This window comes from Streptomyces sp. NPDC006798, from assembly GCF_040635975.1.
Classification (GTDB): Bacteria; Actinomycetota; Actinomycetes; order Streptomycetales; family Streptomycetaceae; genus Streptomyces.
Map to the genome: position 1 here is coordinate 1 of NZ_JBEYIS010000089.1, position 20,807 is coordinate 20,807.

Here is a 20,807-nt window from a genome sequence, read left to right on the forward strand (position 1 = left end):
CTGGAAATCGAGGATCGTCCGCCGCACCAGCCGCCAGAAGGTCTTCTCCGGGACCCCGAGCTATCTGGCGCCCCTCTGCGCCGAACAGCGGCCGGCCACAGGGGTACGAGGCGGGGCGGCCCGGCCCCGTACCCCCGGCGGCCGTCGTCAGCGGGCGGTCTCCTTGGTGACCAGGGCCACCGCCTCGTCCACGTCGTCCGTGACGTGGAAGAGCAGCAGATCGCGCTCGGACGCCTTGCCCTGGGCGACGACGGTGTCCCGCAGCCAGTCGACGAGACCGCTCCAGTAGGCGCTGCCGAAGAGGACGATCGGGAAGCGGGTCACCTTGCCGGTCTGGACGAGGGTGAGCGCCTCGAAGAGTTCGTCGAGGGTGCCGAGCCCGCCGGGGAGCACCACGAACCCGGAGGCGTACTTCACGAACATCGTCTTGCGGACGAAGAAGTAGCGGAAGTTCACCCCGATGTCGACATGGGGGTTGAGCCCCTGCTCGAACGGCAGCTCGATCCCGAGGCCGACGGAGACGCCCCCGGCCTCCCGGGCGCCCCGGTTGGCGGCCTCCATGGCGCCGGGACCGCCGCCGGTGATCACCGCGAAGCCCGCGGCGACCAGCGCCTCGCCGATCCGGATGCCCGCCTCGTACTCGGGTGTGTCCCGGGGGGTCCTGGCGGAGCCGAAGACGCTGATCGCGCTCGGCAGTTCGGCGAGCGCGCCGAAGCCCTCGACGAACTCGGACTGGATCCGCATGACCCGCCAGGGGTCGGTGTGCACCCATTCCGAGTCGCCCTCGGTGTCCAGCAGCCGCTGGTCGGTGGTGCCGGGCTGGACCTGGTCCCTGCGGCGCAGCACAGGACCCTGCCGCTGCTCCTCGTACTCCCGCTCGCCCTCCGGGTTGCCCATGGACGTGCTCCCTCCGCCGGACGTCCGCGCGCGGACGTCGTCGTTGGTCGTTGCTTGATCAAGCGTAGGTCGTCGATGCCCCGTTCATCAGGACATAAGCCATTCACGCAGCCGTTCCTCGCAGTGCGTGATCCGCTCGACGGCGACGTGCTCGTCGCGCTTGTGGGCGAGGAGGGGGTCGCCGGGCCCGTAGTTCACGGCGGGTACGCCGAGGGCGCTGAACCGCGCCACGTCGGTCCAGCCGAACTTGGGCCGGGCGGTCCCGCCGACGGCCTTCATGAACGCGAGGGCGGCGGGGTGGTCGAGTCCGGGGCGGGCGGCCCCGCTGTGGTCGTCGACCTCGAAGCCGGTGACGCCGCAGTCGGCGAAGACCTCCCGGACGTGGTCCAGCGCCTGGCCGGCGGTGAGGTCGGGCGCGTAGCGGTAGTTGACGGTGACGGTGCAGGCGTCGGGGATCACATTGCCCGCGACGCCGCCCTCGATCCGGACCGCGTTCAGGCCCTCGCGGTACTCCAGTCCGTCCACGACGGGCCTGCGCGGCTCGTAGGCGGCGAGCCTGGCGAGGATCGGCGCGGCGGCGTGGATCGCGTTGGATCCCATCCAGCCGCGGGCGGAGTGCGCCCGTTCGCCGGTGGTGCGGAGCAGGACCCTCAGGGTGCCCTGGCAGCCGCCCTCGACCTCGCCGTCGGAGGGTTCGAGGAGTACGGCGAAGTCGCCCGCCAGCCAGTCGGGGTGGGCGTCGGCGACCCGGCCGAGGCCGTTGAGGTCGGCGGCGACCTCCTCGTTGTCGTAGAAGACGAAGGTGAGGTCGCGGTTGGGGGCGGGGACGGTCGCGGCGATCCTCAGCTGGACCGCGACGCCCGCCTTCATGTCGCTGGTGCCGCAGCCCCACAGGACGCCGTCGGCGTCGAGCCGGGAGGGCACGTTGTCGGCGATCGGCACGGTGTCGATGTGTCCGGCGAGGACGACGCGCTCGGTCCGGCCGAGCCGGGTACGGGCGACCACGTTGTTGCCGTAGCGGTCGACGGTGAGGTGCGGAAGGTCGCGCAGCGCCCCCTCGATCGCGTCGGCGAGCGGCTTCTCCTCGCCGCTGACGGAGGGGAAGTCGACGAGGGCGGCGGTGAGGGCGGGGCCGTCGAGCCGGAGATCGAGCGTGGTGGGGCGCATGCTCCCGACCCTACCCGGGCCCGGTGAACCGGCCCGGTCGTCCCGGCCGCCGCAAGAGAGGAGCCGGATTTCCGGGGCCTGGTCCGCGGGAAGGTGCCCGGCCGGGGTCCGGGCGGGATCCGTACGGGGCAGGGGCGCGGCCCGCGACGCCGGGCGGCACAGCGAGCGGCACGGCGGGGGGAACGACGGGCGGAACCGCAGGCTCCGGGACGGGTCCGGAACCTTGTACTCCCTAGTACGGTGTGCCTGTGTCCGAAACCGCCTCATCCGCCCCGCCCCGGCGTCGTCGGCTCACGCGGCTGGCCGCCGGATGTGCCGTACTCGCCGCGTCGATCGGCTATGTCGTGGCGCAGCAGTCCACCGGATCGGGCGCCCCGGGCTGTACGGTCCGCGCCTCGGGCGGCGACGGCGGACCGGTGTACGAGCTGAGCAACGAGCAGGCGGCCAACGCCGCGACCATCTCCGCGGTCGGCACGGCCCGGGGGCTGCCGGAGCGGGCGGTCACGATCGCGCTGGCGACGGCGCTCCAGGAGTCGGGCCTGCGGAACATCCGCCACGGCGACCGGGACTCCCTCGGACTGTTCCAGCAGCGGCCGTCGAAGGGCTGGGGCACCTCCGGGCAGATCATGGACCCGGTGTACTCGGCCGGGAAGTTCTACGACGGCCTGGCCGAGGTCCCCGGCTATTCGCGGCTGCCGCTGACGGTCGCCGCGCAGAAGGTGCAGCGGAGCGGTTTCCCGCAGGCGTACGCCAAGCACGAGCCGAACGCGGCCCTGCTGTCGGCGGCGCTGACCGGCCGGGCGGGCGCGGCCCTGCGGTGTGTCCCCGGCGGCGACGGCAAGGCGGGCGATCCGGCCCGGGTCCGGGCCGAGCTGGTACGGGCCTTCGGGCCCTCGGTCCTGCCGAAGGGCGCGGCGGGCGCGGGCACCGGTACCGAGCCGGCGCGCGGTCGCGGCCCGGCCGGGGACGGCGGCGGGACGGTGGTGACGGTGCCGGTACGCGGCCCGGCGGACGGTACCCCGGCCCGGCCCGAAGGCGCCTCCGCCGGAGGCCGTACGCCCGGTGCCGGGGCGGCCGGTACCGGCGCGGCCGACGAGCGGAGCGACGACCGGGGCTGGGAGGTCGCGCACTGGGCGGTGGCCCGGGCCGAGCGGCTGCGGATCGCGGAGGTCTCGTACGGCGGCCGGGTCTGGCGGTCCGGGGAGGCCGAGGGCGGCTGGCGTGAGGCCGGGACGGTGGACTCCGGCGCCCGGACGGCCGAAGCGGTACGGATCCGGCTCGCACGCTGATCCGGACGTTCACCCGCCCGAGGGAGCGTACGGGCCTCACTCCAATGGCCGCGCCCCCTCGCGTACCACCCCGACCGCCCCTCCCCCGGTCCCCTTGAGCCCCTTGGGGAGTGACGGTTCGGCAGCCACTCGACGCCGGAGGCATTTGTCCGCTTTCCAGCGAGACCGATAATGCGATGCATTACGAACTCTTTACCTCGGCGTCCCGCAACTTCCCCCGCCCTCCGGACGGTTGTCACGGCGAAAGATCAGCGCCCCCTTCGTCTCAAGGAGCATCATGTCCCTCCCCCTGACCCGCCGGATCGCCCGTGCCGCCCTGCTCATCGCGGCCGGCGCAGCCCCCGTGGTCGGTGCGGCCGGGTCCGCGAGCGCCGTCGATCTCGCCCAGGCCGCCCCGGTCAGCGGGCTGACCGCACTCGACACCGACGGTGTGAGCACCACCGTCGACGGTGCCGCGCGGCAGACGACCGAGCTGGCGGGCGGCGCCGGCGGCGACGCCGTCCGGCAGACCGTTCCCGCCGCGGGCCGGGCGGTCGGCGGAACGGGCCGTACCGTCGCCCCGGCCGCCGAGGAGACCGCGGGCGAGACCGCGGGCAACGCGGGCGGACTGCTCGGCGAGACCGCGAACGGCGCCACCAACTCGCTGGGCGAGAGCGGGCTGACCGCGGGCTCGATGGAGGGCGGCCTGCCCACCGAGGGTCTGCCGACGGAGGGCCTGACCTCGGGCGGTCTGCCGACGGGCGGTCTGCCGCTCGCGGGCTGACCCGGGCGCCCGGCGGGACCGCCGGGCCGGGATCACGTATCCGGCCTCCGCCGTCCGGCGTCCTGTCCGGCCACCGGACTCCGGTACGCGGCGGGCCGGCATCCGCCCGGGCAGGCCACGGGCCCGGCCGGGGCCGTCACGCCGGAAGGAAGGGGCCCGGGGAGCATTCCGCTCCCCGGGCCCCTTCGCCGTCTCCGCGCCGCTCCGGCCCGGTACCGGGCCGAACGCCGGTCCCACGCCTCGTACGGCCGGTTCCGCCTCGTACGGCTGGTCCCACGCCTCGTACGGCCCGGTCCGCCGCATCCGGCCCCGCCGCTCTCAGCCCGCCGAGGCGAGCCGCTTCACCGCCGCGTCGACCCGTTCGTCGGTCGCCGTGAAGGCCACCCGGACGAACCGCTCGCCCGCCTCGCCGTAGAAGTCGCCGGGCGCGACGAGGATCCCCAGCTCCGCCAGCCGTCCCACCGTCTCCCAGCAGGATTCGTCCCGCGTCGCCCACAGGTAGAGGCTCGCCTCCGAGTGCTCGATCCGGAAGCCGTGGCCCTCCAGGGCGGCCCGCAGGGCCGAACGCCGGGCCGCGTAACGGGCCCGCTGCTCCTCGACATGCGTATCGTCGCCGAGCGCCGCCACCGTCGCGGCCTGGACCGGCGCCGGGACCATCATGCCGCCGTGCTTGCGGACGGCCAGCAGCTCGCCCAGGACCGCCGCGTCGCCCGCGATGAACGCGGCCCGGTATCCGGCCAGGTTGGAGCGCTTGGAGAGCGAATGGACGGCGACCAGCCCGTCGAACGAACCGCCGCAGACGTCCGGGTGGAGTACGGAGACCGGCTCGGCCTCCCAGCCCAGTTCCAGATAGCACTCGTCGCTGAAGACGAGGACGCCGTGCCGCCGGGCCCAGGCCACGATCCGGGTCAGCTCGTCCTTGCCGAGCACTCGCCCGGTCGGGTTCGACGGGGAGTTCAGCCAGAGCAGCCGCAGCCCGGCCGGGTCCAGCTCGGCCGGGTCGTCGTAGACCTCGGGGGTCGCCCCGCACAGCCGCGCCCCGACCTCGTACGTGGGATAGGCCAGCCGGGGGTAGGCGACCCGGTCGCCGGGGCCGAGGCCGAGCTGGGTGGGCAGCCAGGCGACCAGTTCCTTGGAGCCGACGACGGGCAGCACGTTGCCGTGTCCGGCGCCGACCGCGCCCAGCCGCCGCCCGGCCCACTCGGTCAGCGCGTCGCGCAGGGCGGCCGTACCCCAGACCGTGGGATAGCCCGGGGAGTCCGCCGCGTCCACCAGCGCCTGCCGGATCAGCGCGGGGACCGGGTCGACGGGGGTGCCGACGGAGAGGTCGACGATGCCGTCGGGGTGGGCGGCGGCCGTCGCCTTGTACGGCTCCAGCCGGTCCCACGGGAAGACGGGCAGCAGGTCGGAGACCCGGCGCGGGGCGGGACCGGTGGCGGCAGCGGCGTCGGCGCCCTCGGCGGCGGACGAGGCGGAGGGGACTGCGGACACGGGCTGTTCTCACTCTCGGACGTACGGCTTCGCCGCGAACGGCGGACGAAGGAGGGGGCGGCCCGGGGCGTTCGCGGCGGGGACGACCACCGGGAACACACAGGACACACCGGAAGGCACGGAAAACACAGCGGTCCCGTACGGACGTCGACCGTACGGGACCGGCAGGTGGTGATCGGCTGCGCGCGCCGATCGCCGCTTACTGGTTCTGCGGCGGCAGACCGGCGACGAACGGGTGGTCGCGCTCGATCAGGCCGAGCTTGGAGGCACCGCCCGGCGAGCCCAGCTCGTCGAAGAACTCGACGTTCGCCTTGTAGTAGTCCTTCCACTCCTCCGGAGTGTCGTCCTCGTAGAAGATCGCCTCAACGGGGCAGACCGGCTCGCAGGCACCGCAGTCGACGCATTCGTCCGGGTGGATGTACAAGGACCGGGAGCCCTCGTAGATGCAGTCGACGGGGCACTCCTCGATGCACGCCTTGTCCTTGACGTCGACACAAGGCTGCGCGATGACGTAGGTCACGCTGTCGTTCCTCCTCGATAGGGCTGGCTTGCGCGGGAGCGCGGCGTCGTCGATGCCCGCCCCTAGTATCTCCGTTCTCGGGGACGATCCGAACAGGAGGGGCGCACAGAGCAGTGGAAATCACCGGCGCGGGACGACTCGAAGTCCGTATTACACCCCTTGACGTGGGCAAACGGGTATCAATCCGACGTCTTGTCGACCCGTCCGAGGGGGGCGGGACGTTCACGGACGTGGTCGGCGTTCTCACATCCTGGGACGAGAACGATGTGCTGGTGATCACACGGCGGTCCGGCGAGGTGGTCCGGGTGTCCCGGACGGCACTGGTCGCCGGGAAGACCGTCCCGGCCGCCCCGGTCCGGCGGCGGGGTCCGGCCACCGGTTTCGCCGAGCTGACCCCGGTCACGTCCCGGGCCTGGCGGCCGGTCGAGAGCGAGCCGCTCGGCGAGTGGGAGCTACGGGCCGCCGGCGGCTTCACCCGGCGCGCGAACTCGGCGCTGGCCTGCGGTGATCCCGGCCTGCCGGTGGACGAGGCGCTGGCCCGGGTGCGGTCCTGGTACGCGGCGCGGTCCCTGCCCGCGTACATCCAGGCCGCGACGGGCGCCGCCGGGACCCAGGAGGCGCTCTGCGCGGAGCTGGACGAACGCGGCTGGGTCCGGGAGGTGTCGGCGGATGTACGGATCGGGGGGCTGGCGCCGATCGCCGACCTCGACGCGGACGTCTCCCGGGTCACCCTCGCCCGGTCGCCGGGAACGGGTACGGAGGCGGGAGGCGGTGGCTGGCTGCGGCGCTATCAGCGGTCGTCCGGCGAACCGGGCCCCGAGGTGCTGCAGGTCCTGGGCAGCGGCCCCTCGGTCTGGTTCGCCTCGATAGCGGCGGACCCCGCGGACCGAGACCCCGCAGACCCCGCGGGCCATGCGGACGGCGCGCCGGGCCCGGACGTCCCGGTCGCGATCGGGCGGTGTGTGGTCGACGGCCGCTGGGCCGGTTTCATGGCGGTCGAGGTGGACCCGGCCCGGCGCCGCCGGGGACTGGCCGGGTCCGTGATGGCGGCCCTGGCCCGGCGGGCACTGGAGGAGGGCGCGTCGGCGGCCTGGCTCCAGGTGGAGCGGGAGAACACGGCGGCCGGAGCGCTCTACGCGGGGATGGGCTTCACCACCCACCACAGCTACCACCACTACCGCGCCCCGGGCGGCTGACCGGCCCGCACCCCCGGGTGCGGAAACCATCAGCGCGTCGGACGGTACGGAAGTGGACGCGGCGGGGGCCGCCGGGTAGGAGTGGGCACATGGACGACGACACGGCCCAGCACCCCGCCGACCACCGGCGGCGGTTCGCCGAAGAGGCCAGGTCAGAACGGCCGGACCTGGCCCAGCTCTGTCTGCTGCTGGGCGCGGTGGCCGACGGGGCGGCGGACGACACGGCCGTCGACGCCGCCCAGATCGAACTGGACCGCCTCGCCGGACTGCTGCCGTACGGCACCCGGACCCCGCACGACTGGGCGACCGCCCTCGAACGGCTGCTCGGCGCCGAACTCGGCTTCCACGGCACCCCGGCGGAGTACCGCAGGCTGGAGTCGTCCCTCCTCCACGAGGTGCTGCGGCGCCGTCGCGGACTGCCGATCCTGCTCTCCGTGGTCTGGATCGAGGTGGCCCGCCGGGCCGGGGCCCCGGTCTACGGGGTCGCCCTGCCGGGCCACTTCGTCGTCGGCTTCGGCGAACCGGGCGAGCAGGTCCTGGCCGACCCCTTCGCCGGAGGCGGCGTACTGTCGCCCGCCGCGGCCTCCGAACTCGTCGAGGGCGCCACCGGGGCGCCCCTCGACCCGGCGGCGCTCGACCCGGCCGCCACCCTCGATGTGATCGTCCGGATCCTCAACAACATCCGCGCCTGGGCGACGGCCCGCCCCGAACGGTCCGATGTCGCCCTGTGGGCCGTCGAACTGTCCCTGCTGATCCCCTCCCACCCCGCCCGGCTGCGCTTCGAACGCGCCCAACTGCTGGTCCAGCGGGGCGATTTCCTGGGCGGGGCGGCGGAGATGGATGCCTACGCGGAGGTGCTGGCGGCGGTGGAGCCGACGACGGCGGAGGCCGTACGGGACCGGGCCCGGGCGGCCCGGTCCCGGCTCAACTGACGACGGGCCCCCGGAATCGTTCCGGGGGCCCGTGTCGCGAACGGATACGGCGGAATCAGCTCGGGTCCAGGTCGATGACCGCCGTACGCTCCTCCGGGGTCTTGCCGCGCAGCGCCGGGCCCATCGCGTAGGCGATGTCGTCGGCGGTGAGCTGGTGCTGCTTGCCGTCGCCCTTGGTGATCAGCACGCCCTGGAAGGTGCTGCCGACCAGCTCGGTGATGGCCTCCTTGTCGTAGACCTCCACCAGCCTGCCGTCCACCGGCTTCATGGACAGGATGCGCGGCAGGGAGCGGTTGGGGCCGAAGTCGATCTCCCGGCCGCCCGCCTTGATGGTGATCAGGCCGGACATCGCGACATCGGCGAACTCCCGCTTCGCCCGGGCCAGTTCCGCCGCCGTGACGGAGGGCTGGCGCTCGGTGACGGGCAGCTCGACGGCATTGGTACGGCCGGACTCGATCTGCGCCCGGTAGGCGTCCTTGATCATGTTCAGGGAGCGGTCGACGTCGAGGCCCTGGCCCGCCTTGCCGGGGACGACCACGACCTCGCCGGGCTCGAACGTGATCCGGCTCTCCACCGCGGAGCCCGAGCCACCCGCCAGATCGCCGAGGGCGGAGCGGAGCTTCTCCTCGTCGATCACGATCTCGGGCTGGGCGACCCGCTCGCCGCCGAAGAGGGAGCCGATCACCGACATCGGGTTGTAGTCGCTGCCCGCCGCGTTGCGCACGGTGGTCTGGGCGTCGAGCGAGAGGCCCGCCTTGTCCGGCGCGAGGGGGATCTTCTTCCCGGCGACGGAGAGCTGGAGCGGGAGGGCGGAACGCTTGCCCAGCGTGCCTTCGAGCTTGCCGACGGCCTCGTCGTGCGTACCGCCGCCGATGTCGACCCCGAGGACCGTGGTGCTCTTGGGTACGTCGGAGTGGTTGAGCAGCAGCCCGGCGCCGTAGGCGATACCGGCCACGGCGACGAGCCCGACTCCGAGGAGGACCAGCTTGGAGCGGCCCTTCTTCTTCGCGGGGGGCGCGGGCGCCGGGCGGGGCGCGGGGGCCGGGGCCTTGACTCCGGGGCCCACGAGCCCACCGGCGGACCCCGGAGAACCGGGGGCACCGGGCGCGCCGGGGCCCGCCGGGAACGGGGACTCCGCGTCGGGCCGTACCGCCGGGACACCGCTGGTGAGGGTGTCACCGGAGACATGTCCGGCGGGGGCGGCCGCGCTCCCCGGGCCGTCGGCCGGCTCGGGGACGGGGCGCTGCGGGGTGAGGACGGCGGTGTCGTCGGACATCCGGGGCGGGGCCGCGACGGCGCCCGCGGCCCGGCTCTCCTGGGTCCGGCGCGCCGGAAGGGCGTCCGGAGCCGTACGCGCCGCCGGGGGGACGGAGAGCGCGCCGCTCGCGGGTCCTGTGGTCGGGCCGTCGGGCCCGGCACCGGCGAGGTCGCTGAGGGAGCTGCGCGGCGGGGGCGGTGTCACCGGGGCACGGCCGTCGGGGCCGCCGCCCGGTGCGGCGAAGCCGTTCTGCGGGCCGGGGCCGGTCTGCTGACCGGCGCCGTTCGGCGCGCCGGAGCCCCCCGGGGGGGAGCCCTGGGCGGCGGCGGTGACGGCCAGACCCGCGCCGTTGGTCGAGGACTTACGGGGCGCGAACCAGTCGCTCGACGGCTTGCCGGCCTGCGCGTCCGGCGCGTCGGCCGGGGCGGGCCCGTCGAACGAGGCGACCGGCATGGCGGCCGTACGCTCGGCTTCCGCCTCGGGAACGGCCGGGCCGCCACCGGGCGGGCCGGCCGAAGCGGCCGGGGCGTCCGGCGCCGCGGTGTCGCCCTCGTTCGCCGGTTTACGCATCACCACGGGCGGGATCGGCCGGGATCCGGGGATGTTGATCCGGATCCGGGTGGTAATGGTCGTCTCGGTCTTGGGCTCGGACTTGGCCCCGTCCGGCTTCGGCTCGCCGTCGGCACCGGCCGTCGCCCCGTCGGCGTACCGGCGGGTGCCGTACGGCGGGGTGCCCGAGGGGTACGCGGCTCCGCCGCGCCCCTGGGGCCCGGAGGACGAACTGTCAGTTTCACGACTCAAAGCAGGATCTCCCGGTTGGCTCCGCCGCCCGTTTCTTACGTATGTCCTTGTGCTCGGGCGGCTCGGCGGCGCGCACCACCATACTGGCCGCCGATGACACTCACCTCGCGACTGTGGAAAGCACACCGGTTCGGACCCGTCCGTCCCGGCCGCCCGCCGTACGGGCCGGTGACCTCCGCGAAACCCTTGCGGTGGGCGGCTTCGGCCCGGTCGCTCCCCGTGCGGGAGCAAACCGCTTACCGGTGAACGGAGTCACGGCCCCCGCCCGGGGCGGAGGCCGGGGTGACCGGGACGATCCGGTTGACCGGAGTTCGCCGGGGCCGGGTCGCCTTCCACCGTCCGCGGGCGGTTCCGGGCACCGTACCGGCGGCACCGCCTTGTGGGGAACCCGTGGTCAGGGCCCGATCGGCCCGGTTTTCCGGCGGGCAGGTCCGACACTCCCGACCGGCCCGGCCGTTCGGCCCGTCAACGGTCAAGTCGCCCGGTGCCGCCGCCCGGTTGCGGCATCCGGCCGAGGGTGGCACACATCACAGCCACCACCATCCCTCCGAGGATGAACACCAGCGGCCCGATCCCGGCGCCGAACATCGCGTCGCCCTCGGGCCGTCCGAGGCTCAGCAGCACGATCGCCACCAGCCAGCCGACGCCCGCGGCCCCGACGGCGAGCTGGGTGCCGAGGGCGCGCCGGGCGCCGTAGAAGAGCCCGGCGGAGCCCAGCAGGGCGAGCAGCAGCCCGGCGGGCACCCAGGCGGCCTGGACCAGGGATCCGGCGGCGCCCACGGCGGCACCGGCGGCCGTCAGGAGGAGGTATCCGGCGATCCGGCCCGGACTCGGCCGCTGCGCCGTCCAGTCCCGGGCCATCCCCGCGCCGGGGGCGCCGCTCATACGGACACCCCCGCCGTCCCGGCGGCGGCCGAGGGGCCCTGCGCGCCGGGGATCCCGGCGAAGAGGTCGTCCTCGCGCCGGCCGCGCGATACGCCCGGCTCGCCGACCGCGAGCTGGTAGTACTCCGTGGCGAAGATCGGCTGCCCCAGATCGTTGGAGAGGGCGAAGAACGGCCCGTCGACCGCGATCTGGGTGGCGTGCGCCCGCATCGCCGCTGCCTTGCGGTCCGCGTACTCCGTGCCGTCGATCGCCGCGGTGATCTCGGCGTCGTCGACCACGCCGGGGACGTCGTCCACGGCGGCCGTCCCGGGGAACTCCGTCCCGGCGGCCCGCAGCCGGGCGAAGCCCTCCTCGGCGACGGAGCGCGGCACCCGCGTCCAGTAGATCTTGTCGATGGTCCAGGGGTCCCCGAGGTCGCGCCGGAAGGCCCGTTCACCGGCGAGTTCGGCGGCGCGCATGGCGACCCGGTGGGCCTGGATGTGGTCGGGGTGTCCGTAGCCGCCCCGGGGGTCGTAGGTGACCATGACCTGCGGGCGGACCGACCGGATGACCTCGACGAGGTCGGGCGCGGCGTCGTCGACGGGGGTGTTCCAGAAGGCGCCCGTACGGCGGTTCTGGTCCAGGCCCATCATTCCGGAGTCCCGGTAGCGCCCCGGGCCGCCGAGGAAGCGGTGGTCGGTGACGCCCAGCTCCTTCATCGCCGCGGCCAGCTCGCCGATCCGGTGTTCGCCCAGGGTGTCGTCGCGGTCGGCCGCGAGATGCGCGAGATCGGGCGGGATGACCTCGCCCTCCTCGCCGAGCGTGCACGTCACCAGGGTGACCCGGGCGCCACCGGCCGCGTACCGCGCCATCGTGGCGCCGTTGGTGATCGACTCGTCGTCCGGATGCGCGTGCACCAGGAGCAGCCGACGGGTGGGAAGATCCTTCATGGACACAGCCTACGAGGCATGGCGAAGCCACGTGGCGGAACATTGATGTCCCCCGGCCGCGGAGAGTCGGTCCGGATCCGCCGGGGGTGCTCTGGGCGTCGTGTCGTAAGGGTCGGACGGGGGGCCGGGCACGGCGGGAACCGGCCGCGGGTGGCGGCCGGATTCCGGCCCGGGCCGGTCGGGGACCGGGACGAACCCACGGTCGGAAGCGGTCGGAAAGTCGGAAGCGGTCGGAAGGGAATCGGAAACAGGAAGGCCCCCGCACACCGGCGGGAGCCGATCAGAACTTCAGGTCGCCGATCATGTCGCCCACGCTCGTGGTCAGATCGGTGATCGTCGGCTCGAAGGACGAGCTGGCGAGGAAGAAACCGAACAGAACGCAGACAACCGCGTGCCCGCCCTTGAGTCCGGACTTCCGGACCAGCAGGAAGACGACGATCGCCAGCAGCACCACCGCCGAAACTGAGAGTGCCACGGCGGTTCACCTCCACAGATATTCGGTCGGGACGGGCAGGTTGCACGCGCAGATGGTTCCTACCCATCTCGCGCTACGGATCATAACTATCCGTACTAACGCATCAGTCGGTGCACGGCAGCACACGGGGGCGCACACGGGTCGGGTCCGGTGGTACGACCACGGGACAACAGGGCTCCTTTCTCGGCCGGTTCGCCGGCACCCAGGGGCTTTTCCCGGGCGCACCGCGGTTGTTGACGACGGCTTCCGGACAATTCTCGTACGGTCTCCGTCCGATCGGTGTCCGGAACCGACCGCGAGGGCGCGCTCCGGGCGCCCGACCTCGACAACCACCCCACCACGGTAGAGCCGGAGAGCGCGTTCCGGGAACGCCCGGTGGCCGATCCCCGTGTTCCGTACGGGGGTTCGCAGGAGCAACCGTCCCCGGCGGAACCGGCCCACGGGGAGGAGGCGGCGGACGTCGCCGGTGACGCGGTGGAGGGCGCCGTCGGGACGGCCGCCTTCGCCCGGTGCGGACGTTTGTTCACGGCGGAGCCGGTCACCGGGCCGTCCCGGGAACTACCCGTTCGAGGACCCGTACCGCCGGGAAGCCCCGGACCGGCCTTCTGAACGGGGTTCCGATCTGGCCGGAACTTTTCGCCCGAGGGGATCCGGGGACGGCGAGCGGGAGTTGCCGGGGCGGCGTCGGGGGTTCCCCGCCGCGGAGGGCACAGGGGGCGGAACCGTACGAAAGACTACAGACGGGTCGCGGCCCTCGAACCGGCGCGACCGGCGCGACGGAACCCGGCCCCGGGGGGATCGAACGGCCGGGACCACTCCAGGAGGCCCCGGCCGCATACGGCACCCGCACGGCCGTACGCACCGCAGCCTGCCGGGCCCGTATATCGGTCCCGCGACAACCACATTGCCCCCGTGTAAAAGAGCGTCACTCTTCCGGCGTATCACCGGGTCCGGGGTCGGCCTGACCGGGCGGGTCCGCCGCCTCGGAGCCGGATCCGGAGCCGAAGTCCGGGTCCGGGTCCGGGTCGGTGTCCGACGGCGACCTCGGCACCACCTGCCGCTCCGCCGCGAAGTGGCAGGCCGACGGGTGGCGTACCGGCCCCTCCTCCACCAGCCGGAACTCCGCCGGGACCGCCAGCTCCGGCACCTCCAGCTCACACCGCTCCCGCGCCTTCCAGCAGCGGGTCCGGAACCGGCAGCCGGACGGGATGTGCGCCGGGGACGGCGGGTCGCCGCCGAGGATGATCCGCTCGCGGCGCTCCCGCGCCCCCGGGTCGGGTACGGGTACGGCGGAGAGCAGCGCCTGGGTGTACGGATGCGTGGGGTGGTCGTAGATCTCCTCATGGCGTCCCAGCTCCACCACCCGCCCCAGATACATCACGCCCACCCGGTCGGAGATATGCCGGACGATCGACAGGTCATGGGCGATGAAGACATAGCTGAGACCGAACTCCCGCTGGAGCCGCCCCAGCAGATTGACCACCTGCGCCTGGATGGAGACGTCCAGCGCCGAGACCGGCTCGTCCGCGACGATGATCTCCGGCCGGAGCGCGAGACCGCGGGCGATGCCGATCCGCTGCCGCTGGCCGCCGCTGAACTGATGGGGGTAGCGGTTGACGAAGTCGGGGTCGAGCCCGACCACGTCGAGCAGTTCGCGGACCCGGGCCAGGCGGTCGCCCTTGGGCGCGGCCTCGGGGTGGATGTCGAAGGGTTCCCCGACGATGTCGCCGACGGTCATCCGGGGGTTCAAGGAGGTGTACGGGTCCTGGAAGACCATCTGGATGTTCCGCCGGACGGCCTTGAGCGCCCGGCCGGAGAGCCGGGTGATGTCCTCGCCCCGGTAGCGGATCACCCCGGCGGTGGGGCGCTCCAGCTGGACCAGCATCCGGGCGAGGGTGGACTTGCCGCAGCCGGATTCGCCGACGATGCCGAGGGTCTCGCCCCCGTAGAGGTCGAGGTCGACGCCGTCGACGGCCCGGACGGCGCCGACCTGCTTGCGGAAGACGATGCCCCGGGTGAGGGGGTAGTGCTTGTGGAGGCCGCGGACCTCCAGCAGCGGTTCGGCGGTGGTCGCGGTGGCCGGCCGTACGGCGGTCGTCTCAGTCACGGCCCGTCGCCTCCTCGTCGTCGTCCGGCCCGGCGGGGGCGTCCGGCCCGGCCGGGGATCCCGGTTCCGGACCGCCGCCCGGTCCGGGGCCGCCCGGACTCGGAGCAGCGCCCGGGGCGGGGCCGCCCGCGCCCGGCGCGGCCCCCGCGCCCGCCAGCGCCTCCCGCCAGAAGTGGCACGCGCTGTGCCGCCCCTCCCCCGCCTCGTACAGCGGTGGTACGTCCGTACGGCAGACCGGCCGGGCGAGCGGGCACCGGGGGTGGAAGGCGCAGCCGTCGGGGATCCGCAGCAGATTCGGCGGCAGCCCCCTGATCGCGTACAGCTCCCGCCCCTTCTGGTCGAGGCGCGGTACGGAGTCGAGGAGGCCGCGGGTGTAGGGGTGGGCGGGGGCCCGGTAGAGATCGTGGACCGGGGCGGTCTCCACGATCCGGCCCGCGTACATCACGGCGATCCGGTCGGCGACGTCCGCGACCACCCCCAGGTCGTGGGTGATCAGGATCAGCCCCATGTCCAGCTCGTCCCGCAGCTCCGCCAGCAATTCCATGACCTGGGCCTGGACGGTGACGTCGAGGGCGGTGGTGGGTTCGTCGGCGATGATCAGGGCGGGTTCGAGGGAGAGCGCCATCGCGATCATGATCCGCTGGCGCATCCCGCCGGAGAACTGGTGCGGATAGTCGCCGACGCGCTGGGCGGCGGCCGGGATGCCGACCCGTTCCATCAGCTCGACGGCCTTGGCACGGGCCTCCTTCCGCTTCATCCCCCGGTGCACGGTGTACATCTCGCCGAGCTGGGCGCCGACGCTGAGTACGGGGTTGAGGGCGGAGAGCGCGTCCTGGAAGATCATCGCGATCTGGGCGCCGCGTACGGTCCGCCGCTCCTCCTCCTTCAGTGTCAGCAGGTCACGGCCGCGGAAGAGCACCTGGCCGCCCGCGATCCGCCCGGGCGGGGTGTCGAGGATGCCCATCACGGCCTGGGCGGTGACGGACTTGCCGGAGCCGGACTCGCCGAGCACGGCGAGCGTCTCGCCCTCGGCCACGGCGTAGCTGACCCCGTTGACGGCCTTGGCGACCCCGTCGCGGGTACGGAACTCGACCTGGAGATCGCGGACTTCGAGCAGCATCCGGGGGTCCCTCCTCAGCGCAGCTTGGGGTCGAGGGCGTCGCGGACCGCGTCGCCGAGCATGATGAACGCCAGTACGGTGATCGCCAGCGCCCCGGCGGGCCAGAGCAGCATGTGCGGGGCGTTGCGGATATAGGGCGAGGCGGCGGAGATGTCGATGCCCCAGGAGACGGTCGGGGGTTTGAGGCCGACGCCGAGGTAGGAGAGGGTCGCCTCCAGGGAGATGTACGTACCCAGGGCGATGGTGGCGACGACGATCACCGGCGCGACGGCGTTGGGCGCGATATGGCGGAGCAGCATCCGGGTGTTGGAGGCGCCGAGCGCGCGGGCGGCCTGGACGTAGTCGTTCTGTTTGGTGGTGATCACGGAGCCGCGGGCGATCCGGGAGACCTGGGGCCAGCCGAGCAGGATCATGAAGCCGATGACGGGCCAGACGGTGTTGCTGGTGACGACCGAGAGCAGGACCAGGCCGCCGAGGATGACGGGGATGGCGAAGAAGATGTCGGTGACCCGGGAGAGCACGGCGTCGCCCGCGCCGCCGAAGAATCCGGCGAGTCCGCCGAGCGCGGAGCCGAGGAGGGCGACCCCGAGGGTGGCGCAGACGCCGACGGTGACGGAGGCACGGGCGCCGTACACGGTCCGGGTGTAGACGTCGCAGCCCTGGCCGTCGAAGCCGAAGGGGTGGCCCGGCTGGGAGCCCTCCTGCGATTTGGCGAGATCGCAGTCGAGCGGGTTGCCGGAGGCGATGGACTGCGGCCAGATCGCGATCACCACCAGGAAGAGGATGATCAGGCCGGAGACGATGAAGACGGGGTTGCGGCGCAGATCGCGCCAGGCGTCGGAGCGGAGGCTGCGGGGCTTGGCGGCCGGTCCGGTGCCGCCGGGCGGTCCTTCGGGCGGCTTCTCCAGGGTGGCGCCCTCGGCGGTGGCGAGGTCCATGGTGCCGCCCGCGCCGGTGGGCGCGATGGCCGCGTCGGCGACGCCGTCGGGGTCGTACTGCGGCTCAGGCATAGCGGATCCTCGGGTCGAGTACGGCGTACAGGAGGTCGACGAGCAGATTGGCCAGCAGGAAGACCAGGACCAGGACGGTCACGAAGCCGACGACGGTCTGGGTGTTCTGGCGGACGATGCCCTGGTAGAGCTGGTAGCCGACGCCGTGGATGTTGAAGATCCGCTCGGTGACGATGGCGCCGCCCATCAGCGCGCCGATGTCGGTGCCGATGAAGGTGACGACGGGGATCAGGGAGTTGCGCAGCAGATGGCGGGTGACCACCCGGCGGCGCGGCAGGCCCTTGGCGCGGGCGGTGCGGACGTAGTCGGCGCGGGCGTTCTCGGCGATCGAGGTCCGGGTGAGGCGGGTGACGTACGCCAGGGAGACAGAGGCGAGCACCAGGCCGGGGACGATCAGTTCGTCGAGGGGGGCGGCGGGTGAGACGGCGGGTTTGATGATGCCCCATTCGACGCCGAGGAGGAGCTGGAGCAGCAGTCCGGTGACGAAGGTGGGGACGGAGATCACGACCAGGGTGAGCAGCAGGACGCCGGTGTCGACGGGGCGGCCGCGGCGCAGTCCGGTGAGGACGCCGAGGGTGATGCCGATGACGATCTCGAAGCAGATGGCGACCAGGGTGAGCCGGATGGTGACGGGGAAGGCGGCGGCCATCAGCTCGGTGACGGGCTGCCCGTTGAAGGCGGTGCCGAAGTCGCCCCGGAAGACGTCGCCCATATAGCCGAGGTACTGCTGCCACAGGGGCTTGTCGAGGCCGTACTCGGCGCGGAGCTGAGCGGTGGTGGCGGGATCGCACTGGATCTGTCCGCAGAGTCCGGCGATGGGGTCGCCCATCACATTGACCATCAGGAAGATCAGCAGGGTGGCGCCGAAGAAGACCGGGATCATCTGGAGCAGACGCCGGATCACATAACGTCCCATGGGGGGGCTCCCGAAGGCGGCCGTCAGGCGACCTTGATCTCGTTGTAGACCGGGACACTGAAGGGGTTGAGGGCGACGTTCGAGATGCGGGGCGCGTATCCGGCGCTGCCGTTCTGGTACCAGAGGGGGATGGCCGCCATCTCGTCCCGTACCACTTCCTCCGCCTGCTGGAAGGTGCGGACGGCGGTCGCGGTGTCGGATTCGGCGTTGGCGCGGTCCACCAGCGAGTCGAAGGTCTCGTTGCTCCACTTGCCGTCGTTGGAGGAGGCGCCGGTGTAGTAGAGCGGCTGGAGGAAGTTCTGGATCAGGGGGTAGTCCATCTGCCAGCCGGCCCGGAAGGGGCCGCTCATCTTGGACTGGGTGACCTGGTTGCGGAAGTCGGCGAAGGTGCCGATGGGGTTGCCGACACAGGCGCGGTCGTTCCGCAGGGCGTTGTTGATGCTGTTGCAGACGGCGTCGACCCACTCCTTGTGGGAGCCGGTGTCGGAGTTGTACGAGATCTTCATGGTGCCGCCGGGGATGCCGCCGCCCTCCTCGACGAGCTGGCGGGCGCGGGCCGGGTCGTAGACGCAGGCGTCGCCGCAGAGGGTCTCGTCGAAGCCGCCTTCGACCCCGAGGACGGGGGACGTCCAGTCCTTGGCGGAGGTTCTGGTGTTACGGAAGATCCGGGTGGTGATGGAGTCCCGGTTGATCGCCTTGGAGATCCCGGTCCGGAGTTTGTTCCCGTCCGGGGTGTTCCAGCGGCGGTCGTAGAAGGGGAAGCCGAGGGTCTGGATGATGCCCGCCGGGGTGTTGATGTAGCGGTCGCCGAGGTCCTTCTTCACATTTCTGAGCTGCGAGGCGGGGACGTCGTCGACGAGGTCGAGGTTTCCGGCGACGAGGTCGGTGTAGGCCGTGTTGTTGTCGGTGTAGACCCGCAGGTCGACACCGCCGTTGAGGGCCCGGTCGGGGCCGGGGTAGCCGTCCCAGCGGCGGAGGGACATCTGGGAGCCGCGGACATAGGCGTGGACGGCGTACGGGCCGTTGCCGACGGGTTTGGCGAGCCAGTCGGCGTGGTCGTCGAAGAAGACCCTGGGCAGGGGCGCGAAGGCGGCGTAGCCGAGGGTGTCGGGCCAGGTGGAGAACTTCTGGCTGAGCTTCACGGTGAAGGTCAGCTCGCCGGTGACCTTCAGGCCGGAGAGGGTGGTGGCGGTGGGTTCGCCGCTCTCGGGATGGGTCCGGTCGTATCCCTCGATATAGCCGAAGAAGTACGCGTTCTTCTGGCTGTTCTTGAGGTAGGCGCCGTAGTTCCAGGCGTCGACGAAGGAGCGGGCGGTGACCTTCTCGCCGTTGCTGAAGGTCCAGCCGTCCTCGACGGTGACGGCGAAGTTGACCGAGTCGGTGGTGTCGATCCGCTCGGCGAGCATGTTCAGCGCCTCGCCGGTCCTGGGGTCGTACCGCTTGAGCCCCCGGAAGAGCATGTCGAGGACCTTGCCGCCCTGGACCTCGTTGGTGTTGGCGGGCTCCAGCGGGTTCTGGGGGTCGCCCCAGGAAGAGCTGACGATGCCGTCCGGGCCGCTGCCTCCGGTGGAGGCTCCCCCGCCGCACGCGGTGAGGGCGGTCGCCGCCAGGACGACGGCGAGGGCTCCGCCCGCGGCCTTGAGGGCGTGCGTGGCTCCCCGCATCCGGTGCCTCCTCGGTCCTGAGCCGGCCGACTCCCGCTCAGGACCGAATATCCCCGCAAATGGGGTAATGCACCTGTTTACTCACCCCAACGGGGGACTTCCCGTCCCGCCACCGGGGCCGGGCCGCTCCGGACGGCGGCCCGCCCGCGGACCGTCCCCGACCCGCCGCGGCCCCCGCCGCGGCCCGTGGCTACGGCACCGGCCCGGCTACGGGGTCGGAGCGCCCACGCCCGCCGGAGCGCCCGCCACCGGGGCCGGTACGACCGGAAGGTCGACCTCCCAGGTGTCGACCGCGTAGTGCCGGGACATGTCATGGGCCTCGTAGAGCCGGGGCGCGCCGGTCGCGTTGGCGGTGTCCACCCCGAGGCCGATCACATCGCGGCCGAGGCCGGCGTAGACCCCGAAGGCATGGCTCAGCAGAAAGCCGCCCAGACCCCGGCGGCGGCCCCGCTCCAGCACGCCCAGGGCGTTGATCCAGCCGTGGGCCGCCCGGTGGTTGCTGGTGACCATCGCGGCGACATCGCCCTCGCCCTCGGCGCTCGCGATCCACACCAGGTCCCAGTCGATCAGCTCACCGAGGTCGGCGAGCCATTTCTCGTACGACTTGGGCTGGAAGTCGAAGTGGTCGGCGAAGGACTCCTGGAGCAGGGCGTGGGCCAGCCGCTGGTCGGCCTCGTCCCGTACGGTCCGCAGGGTCACCCCGGGCGGCGGGGCGGGCACCTGGTCGGCCGCGGCGTCCAGCGGCCGGGTCAGGACGTGATACCGGCGTACGACCCGCCAGCCGCGACCGGTCAGCAGGGTGGTGTCGAGCGTCGGCTCGATGTTCAGATGGAGGTGGAGCACGGCCCGGTCGGCGCCGTTCGCGGCGGCCTTGGCCCGGGCCCGCTCCTCCATCATCCCCAGCACCACGGCGGCGGCCTCCTGGTGCGCCGGGAGGACGTACTGGTCCATATCGATACGGTCGGCGCCCGAGTCGTCCCAGAGCAGTCCGTAGACCACCAGTTCGTCGCCGTGGAAGCCGACCCAGGAGTTGTTCGGCAGATCGGCCTCGGGGTGGTCGAGATCGGCCCGCACGGAGACGAGATCGGTCTCGGGCCGACCGATCTCGATCACATCGACGGCGTTCAGCAGAGCACAGATGGCTTCCGCGTCCTCGGGCAGCGCGGGGCGCACGGCAAAGGCGGTCATGTCCTCACTCTGGGCCGCCGGACCCGGCCGCCGCAACGCGTTTTCGCCGGGCCGGGGGCGGACCGGGGGACGGGCCGCCGGTGTTCCGGTACGGCGACGGCCCCGGCCGCCGGGGACCGCTCCCTCGTCTATACGTACTACAGCGACGTCGACGGCATGGGCCACCGCTACGGGGTGGACTCCGACGCCTGGCGAGGTC

18 protein-coding genes and 1 pseudogene are annotated in these 20,807 nt (G+C 72.9%); 5 read left to right on the plus strand and 14 right to left on the minus strand.

The genetic code is table 11. The annotated features are described in order from the left end of the window. Nucleotides 1-147: 147 nt before the first annotated feature. Together ABZ714_RS33390 and dapE are read right to left on the minus strand one after the other, a co-directional pair. On the minus strand, nt 148-897 hold the full coding sequence (locus ABZ714_RS33390; RefSeq protein WP_358829126.1) for a TIGR00730 family Rossman fold protein: 750 nt from the start codon (nt 895-897) through the stop codon (nt 148-150). An 87-nt stretch (nt 898-984) separates the two neighbouring features. Continuing rightward, nucleotides 985-2,064, minus strand: coding sequence for a succinyl-diaminopimelate desuccinylase (gene dapE, locus ABZ714_RS33395; protein WP_358829127.1), 1,080 nt, complete (start codon nt 2,062-2,064; stop codon nt 985-987). A gap of 248 nt (nt 2,065-2,312) precedes the next feature. Between dapE and ABZ714_RS33400 the strand changes: the two genes are divergently transcribed. Both ABZ714_RS33400 and ABZ714_RS33405 read left to right on the plus strand, forming a co-directional pair. Beyond that, on the plus strand, nt 2,313-3,353 hold the full coding sequence (locus ABZ714_RS33400) for a hypothetical protein (RefSeq protein WP_358829128.1): 1,041 nt from the start codon (nt 2,313-2,315) through the stop codon (nt 3,351-3,353). A 277-nt stretch (nt 3,354-3,630) separates the two neighbouring features. Continuing rightward, a complete protein-coding gene (locus tag ABZ714_RS33405; RefSeq protein ID WP_358829129.1) occupies nt 3,631-4,116 on the plus strand; it encodes an ATP-binding protein in 486 nt (161 codons plus the stop codon). Nucleotides 4,117-4,434: 318 nt separating this feature from the next. Here the strand turns inward: ABZ714_RS33405 and dapC are convergent, their stop codons facing one another. Both dapC and fdxA read right to left on the minus strand, forming a co-directional pair. After that, nucleotides 4,435-5,520: a succinyldiaminopimelate transaminase gene (dapC, locus tag ABZ714_RS33410; protein WP_358829141.1), complete on the minus strand. Its 1,086-nt coding sequence runs from the start codon at nt 5,518-5,520 to the stop codon at nt 4,435-4,437. 286 nt (nt 5,521-5,806) lie between these two features. Beyond that, the gene (gene fdxA, locus ABZ714_RS33415; protein ID WP_006346810.1) at nt 5,807-6,127 is read right to left on the minus strand and encodes a ferredoxin; all 321 of its coding nucleotides are present in this window, start codon (nt 6,125-6,127) and stop codon (nt 5,807-5,809) included. A 113-nt stretch (nt 6,128-6,240) separates the two neighbouring features. On the opposite strand from fdxA, the gene ABZ714_RS33420 reads away from it, so the two are divergent. Together ABZ714_RS33420 and ABZ714_RS33425 are read left to right on the plus strand one after the other, a co-directional pair. After that, nucleotides 6,241-7,323 (plus strand): GNAT family N-acetyltransferase, encoded by a 1,083-nt coding sequence (locus ABZ714_RS33420; protein ID WP_358829130.1) that lies wholly within the window; start codon nt 6,241-6,243, stop codon nt 7,321-7,323. Nucleotides 7,324-7,412: 89 nt separating this feature from the next. Then, nucleotides 7,413-8,255: a transglutaminase-like domain-containing protein gene (locus ABZ714_RS33425; protein WP_358829131.1), complete on the plus strand. Its 843-nt coding sequence runs from the start codon at nt 7,413-7,415 to the stop codon at nt 8,253-8,255. A 55-nt stretch (nt 8,256-8,310) separates the two neighbouring features. On the opposite strand, the gene ABZ714_RS33430 is transcribed toward ABZ714_RS33425, so the two are convergent. The 4 genes from ABZ714_RS33430 to ABZ714_RS33445 all read right to left on the minus strand — a co-directional run bounded on the left by ABZ714_RS33430 (nt 8,311) and on the right by ABZ714_RS33445 (nt 12,603). Then, nucleotides 8,311-10,314 carry a hypothetical protein gene (locus ABZ714_RS33430; protein WP_358829132.1) on the minus strand — a complete coding sequence of 668 codons (2,004 nt, stop codon included), beginning with the start codon at nt 10,312-10,314 and terminating at the stop codon, nt 8,311-8,313. A gap of 465 nt (nt 10,315-10,779) precedes the next feature. After that, a complete protein-coding gene (locus tag ABZ714_RS33435; RefSeq protein WP_358829133.1) occupies nt 10,780-11,199 on the minus strand; it encodes a DUF6113 family protein in 420 nt (139 codons plus the stop codon). Then, complete coding sequence (gene mshB, locus ABZ714_RS33440) at nt 11,196-12,128, minus strand: N-acetyl-1-D-myo-inositol-2-amino-2-deoxy-alpha-D-glucopyranoside deacetylase (RefSeq protein ID WP_358829134.1); 933 nt, start codon at nt 12,126-12,128, stop codon at nt 11,196-11,198. Before mshB ends, ABZ714_RS33435 begins: the two co-directional genes overlap by 4 nt. A gap of 280 nt (nt 12,129-12,408) precedes the next feature. Beyond that, nucleotides 12,409-12,603 (minus strand): hypothetical protein, encoded by a 195-nt coding sequence (locus tag ABZ714_RS33445; protein WP_006346816.1) that lies wholly within the window; start codon nt 12,601-12,603, stop codon nt 12,409-12,411. A 279-nt stretch (nt 12,604-12,882) separates the two neighbouring features. Here ABZ714_RS33445 and ABZ714_RS33450 point away from each other — a divergent pair, with 279 nt between their 5' ends. After that, nucleotides 12,883-13,212 (plus strand): hypothetical protein, encoded by a 330-nt coding sequence (locus ABZ714_RS33450; RefSeq protein WP_358829135.1) that lies wholly within the window; start codon nt 12,883-12,885, stop codon nt 13,210-13,212. A gap of 316 nt (nt 13,213-13,528) precedes the next feature. Here ABZ714_RS33450 and ABZ714_RS33455 read toward each other — a convergent pair whose 3' ends face one another. The 6 genes and pseudogenes from ABZ714_RS33455 to ABZ714_RS33480 form a co-directional block, all read right to left on the minus strand. After that, entirely contained in the window at nt 13,529-14,710 is a 1,182-nt protein-coding gene (locus ABZ714_RS33455; protein WP_358829136.1) for a dipeptide ABC transporter ATP-binding protein, read from the minus strand. Nucleotides 14,711-14,858: 148 nt separating this feature from the next. Continuing rightward, nucleotides 14,859-15,830: pseudogene (locus ABZ714_RS33460) on the minus strand (ABC transporter ATP-binding protein); the annotation flags it as partial. 14 nt (nt 15,831-15,844) lie between these two features. Then, entirely contained in the window at nt 15,845-16,840 is a 996-nt protein-coding gene (locus tag ABZ714_RS33465; RefSeq protein ID WP_358829137.1) for an ABC transporter permease, read from the minus strand. Continuing rightward, nucleotides 16,833-17,756 carry an ABC transporter permease gene (locus ABZ714_RS33470; protein WP_358829138.1) on the minus strand — a complete coding sequence of 308 codons (924 nt, stop codon included), beginning with the start codon at nt 17,754-17,756 and terminating at the stop codon, nt 16,833-16,835. The genes ABZ714_RS33465 and ABZ714_RS33470 overlap by 8 nt, the downstream gene beginning before the upstream one ends. A 23-nt stretch (nt 17,757-17,779) precedes the next feature. After that, nucleotides 17,780-19,420, minus strand: coding sequence for an ABC transporter substrate-binding protein (locus tag ABZ714_RS33475; protein WP_358829139.1), 1,641 nt, complete (start codon nt 19,418-19,420; stop codon nt 17,780-17,782). A gap of 207 nt (nt 19,421-19,627) precedes the next feature. Continuing rightward, nucleotides 19,628-20,608: a GNAT family N-acetyltransferase gene (locus ABZ714_RS33480; RefSeq protein ID WP_358829140.1), complete on the minus strand. Its 981-nt coding sequence runs from the start codon at nt 20,606-20,608 to the stop codon at nt 19,628-19,630. Nucleotides 20,609-20,807: the final 199 nt, after the last annotated feature.

Bases quoted from the DNA above. Each gene is read 5' to 3' on its own strand.
- ABZ714_RS33390 (WP_358829126.1), bottom strand. From the start codon at position 897: ATGGGCAACCCGGAGGGCGAGCGGGAGTACGAGGAGCAGCGGCAGGGT.
- dapE (WP_358829127.1), bottom strand. From the start codon at position 2,064: ATGCGCCCCACCACGCTCGATCTCCGGCTCGACGGCCCCGCCCTCACC.
- ABZ714_RS33405 (WP_358829129.1), top strand. From the start codon at position 3,631: ATGTCCCTCCCCCTGACCCGCCGGATCGCCCGTGCCGCCCTGCTCATC.
- ABZ714_RS33425 (WP_358829131.1), top strand. From the start codon at position 7,413: ATGGACGACGACACGGCCCAGCACCCCGCCGACCACCGGCGGCGGTTC.
- ABZ714_RS33435 (WP_358829133.1), bottom strand. From the start codon at position 11,199: ATGAGCGGCGCCCCCGGCGCGGGGATGGCCCGGGACTGGACGGCGCAG.
- mshB (WP_358829134.1), bottom strand. From the start codon at position 12,128: ATGAAGGATCTTCCCACCCGTCGGCTGCTCCTGGTGCACGCGCATCCG.
- ABZ714_RS33465 (WP_358829137.1), bottom strand. From the start codon at position 16,840: ATGCCTGAGCCGCAGTACGACCCCGACGGCGTCGCCGACGCGGCCATC.
- ABZ714_RS33470 (WP_358829138.1), bottom strand. From the start codon at position 17,756: ATGGGACGTTATGTGATCCGGCGTCTGCTCCAGATGATCCCGGTCTTC.
- ABZ714_RS33475 (WP_358829139.1), bottom strand. From the start codon at position 19,420: ATGCGGGGAGCCACGCACGCCCTCAAGGCCGCGGGCGGAGCCCTCGCC.
- ABZ714_RS33480 (WP_358829140.1), bottom strand. From the start codon at position 20,608: ATGACCGCCTTTGCCGTGCGCCCCGCGCTGCCCGAGGACGCGGAAGCC.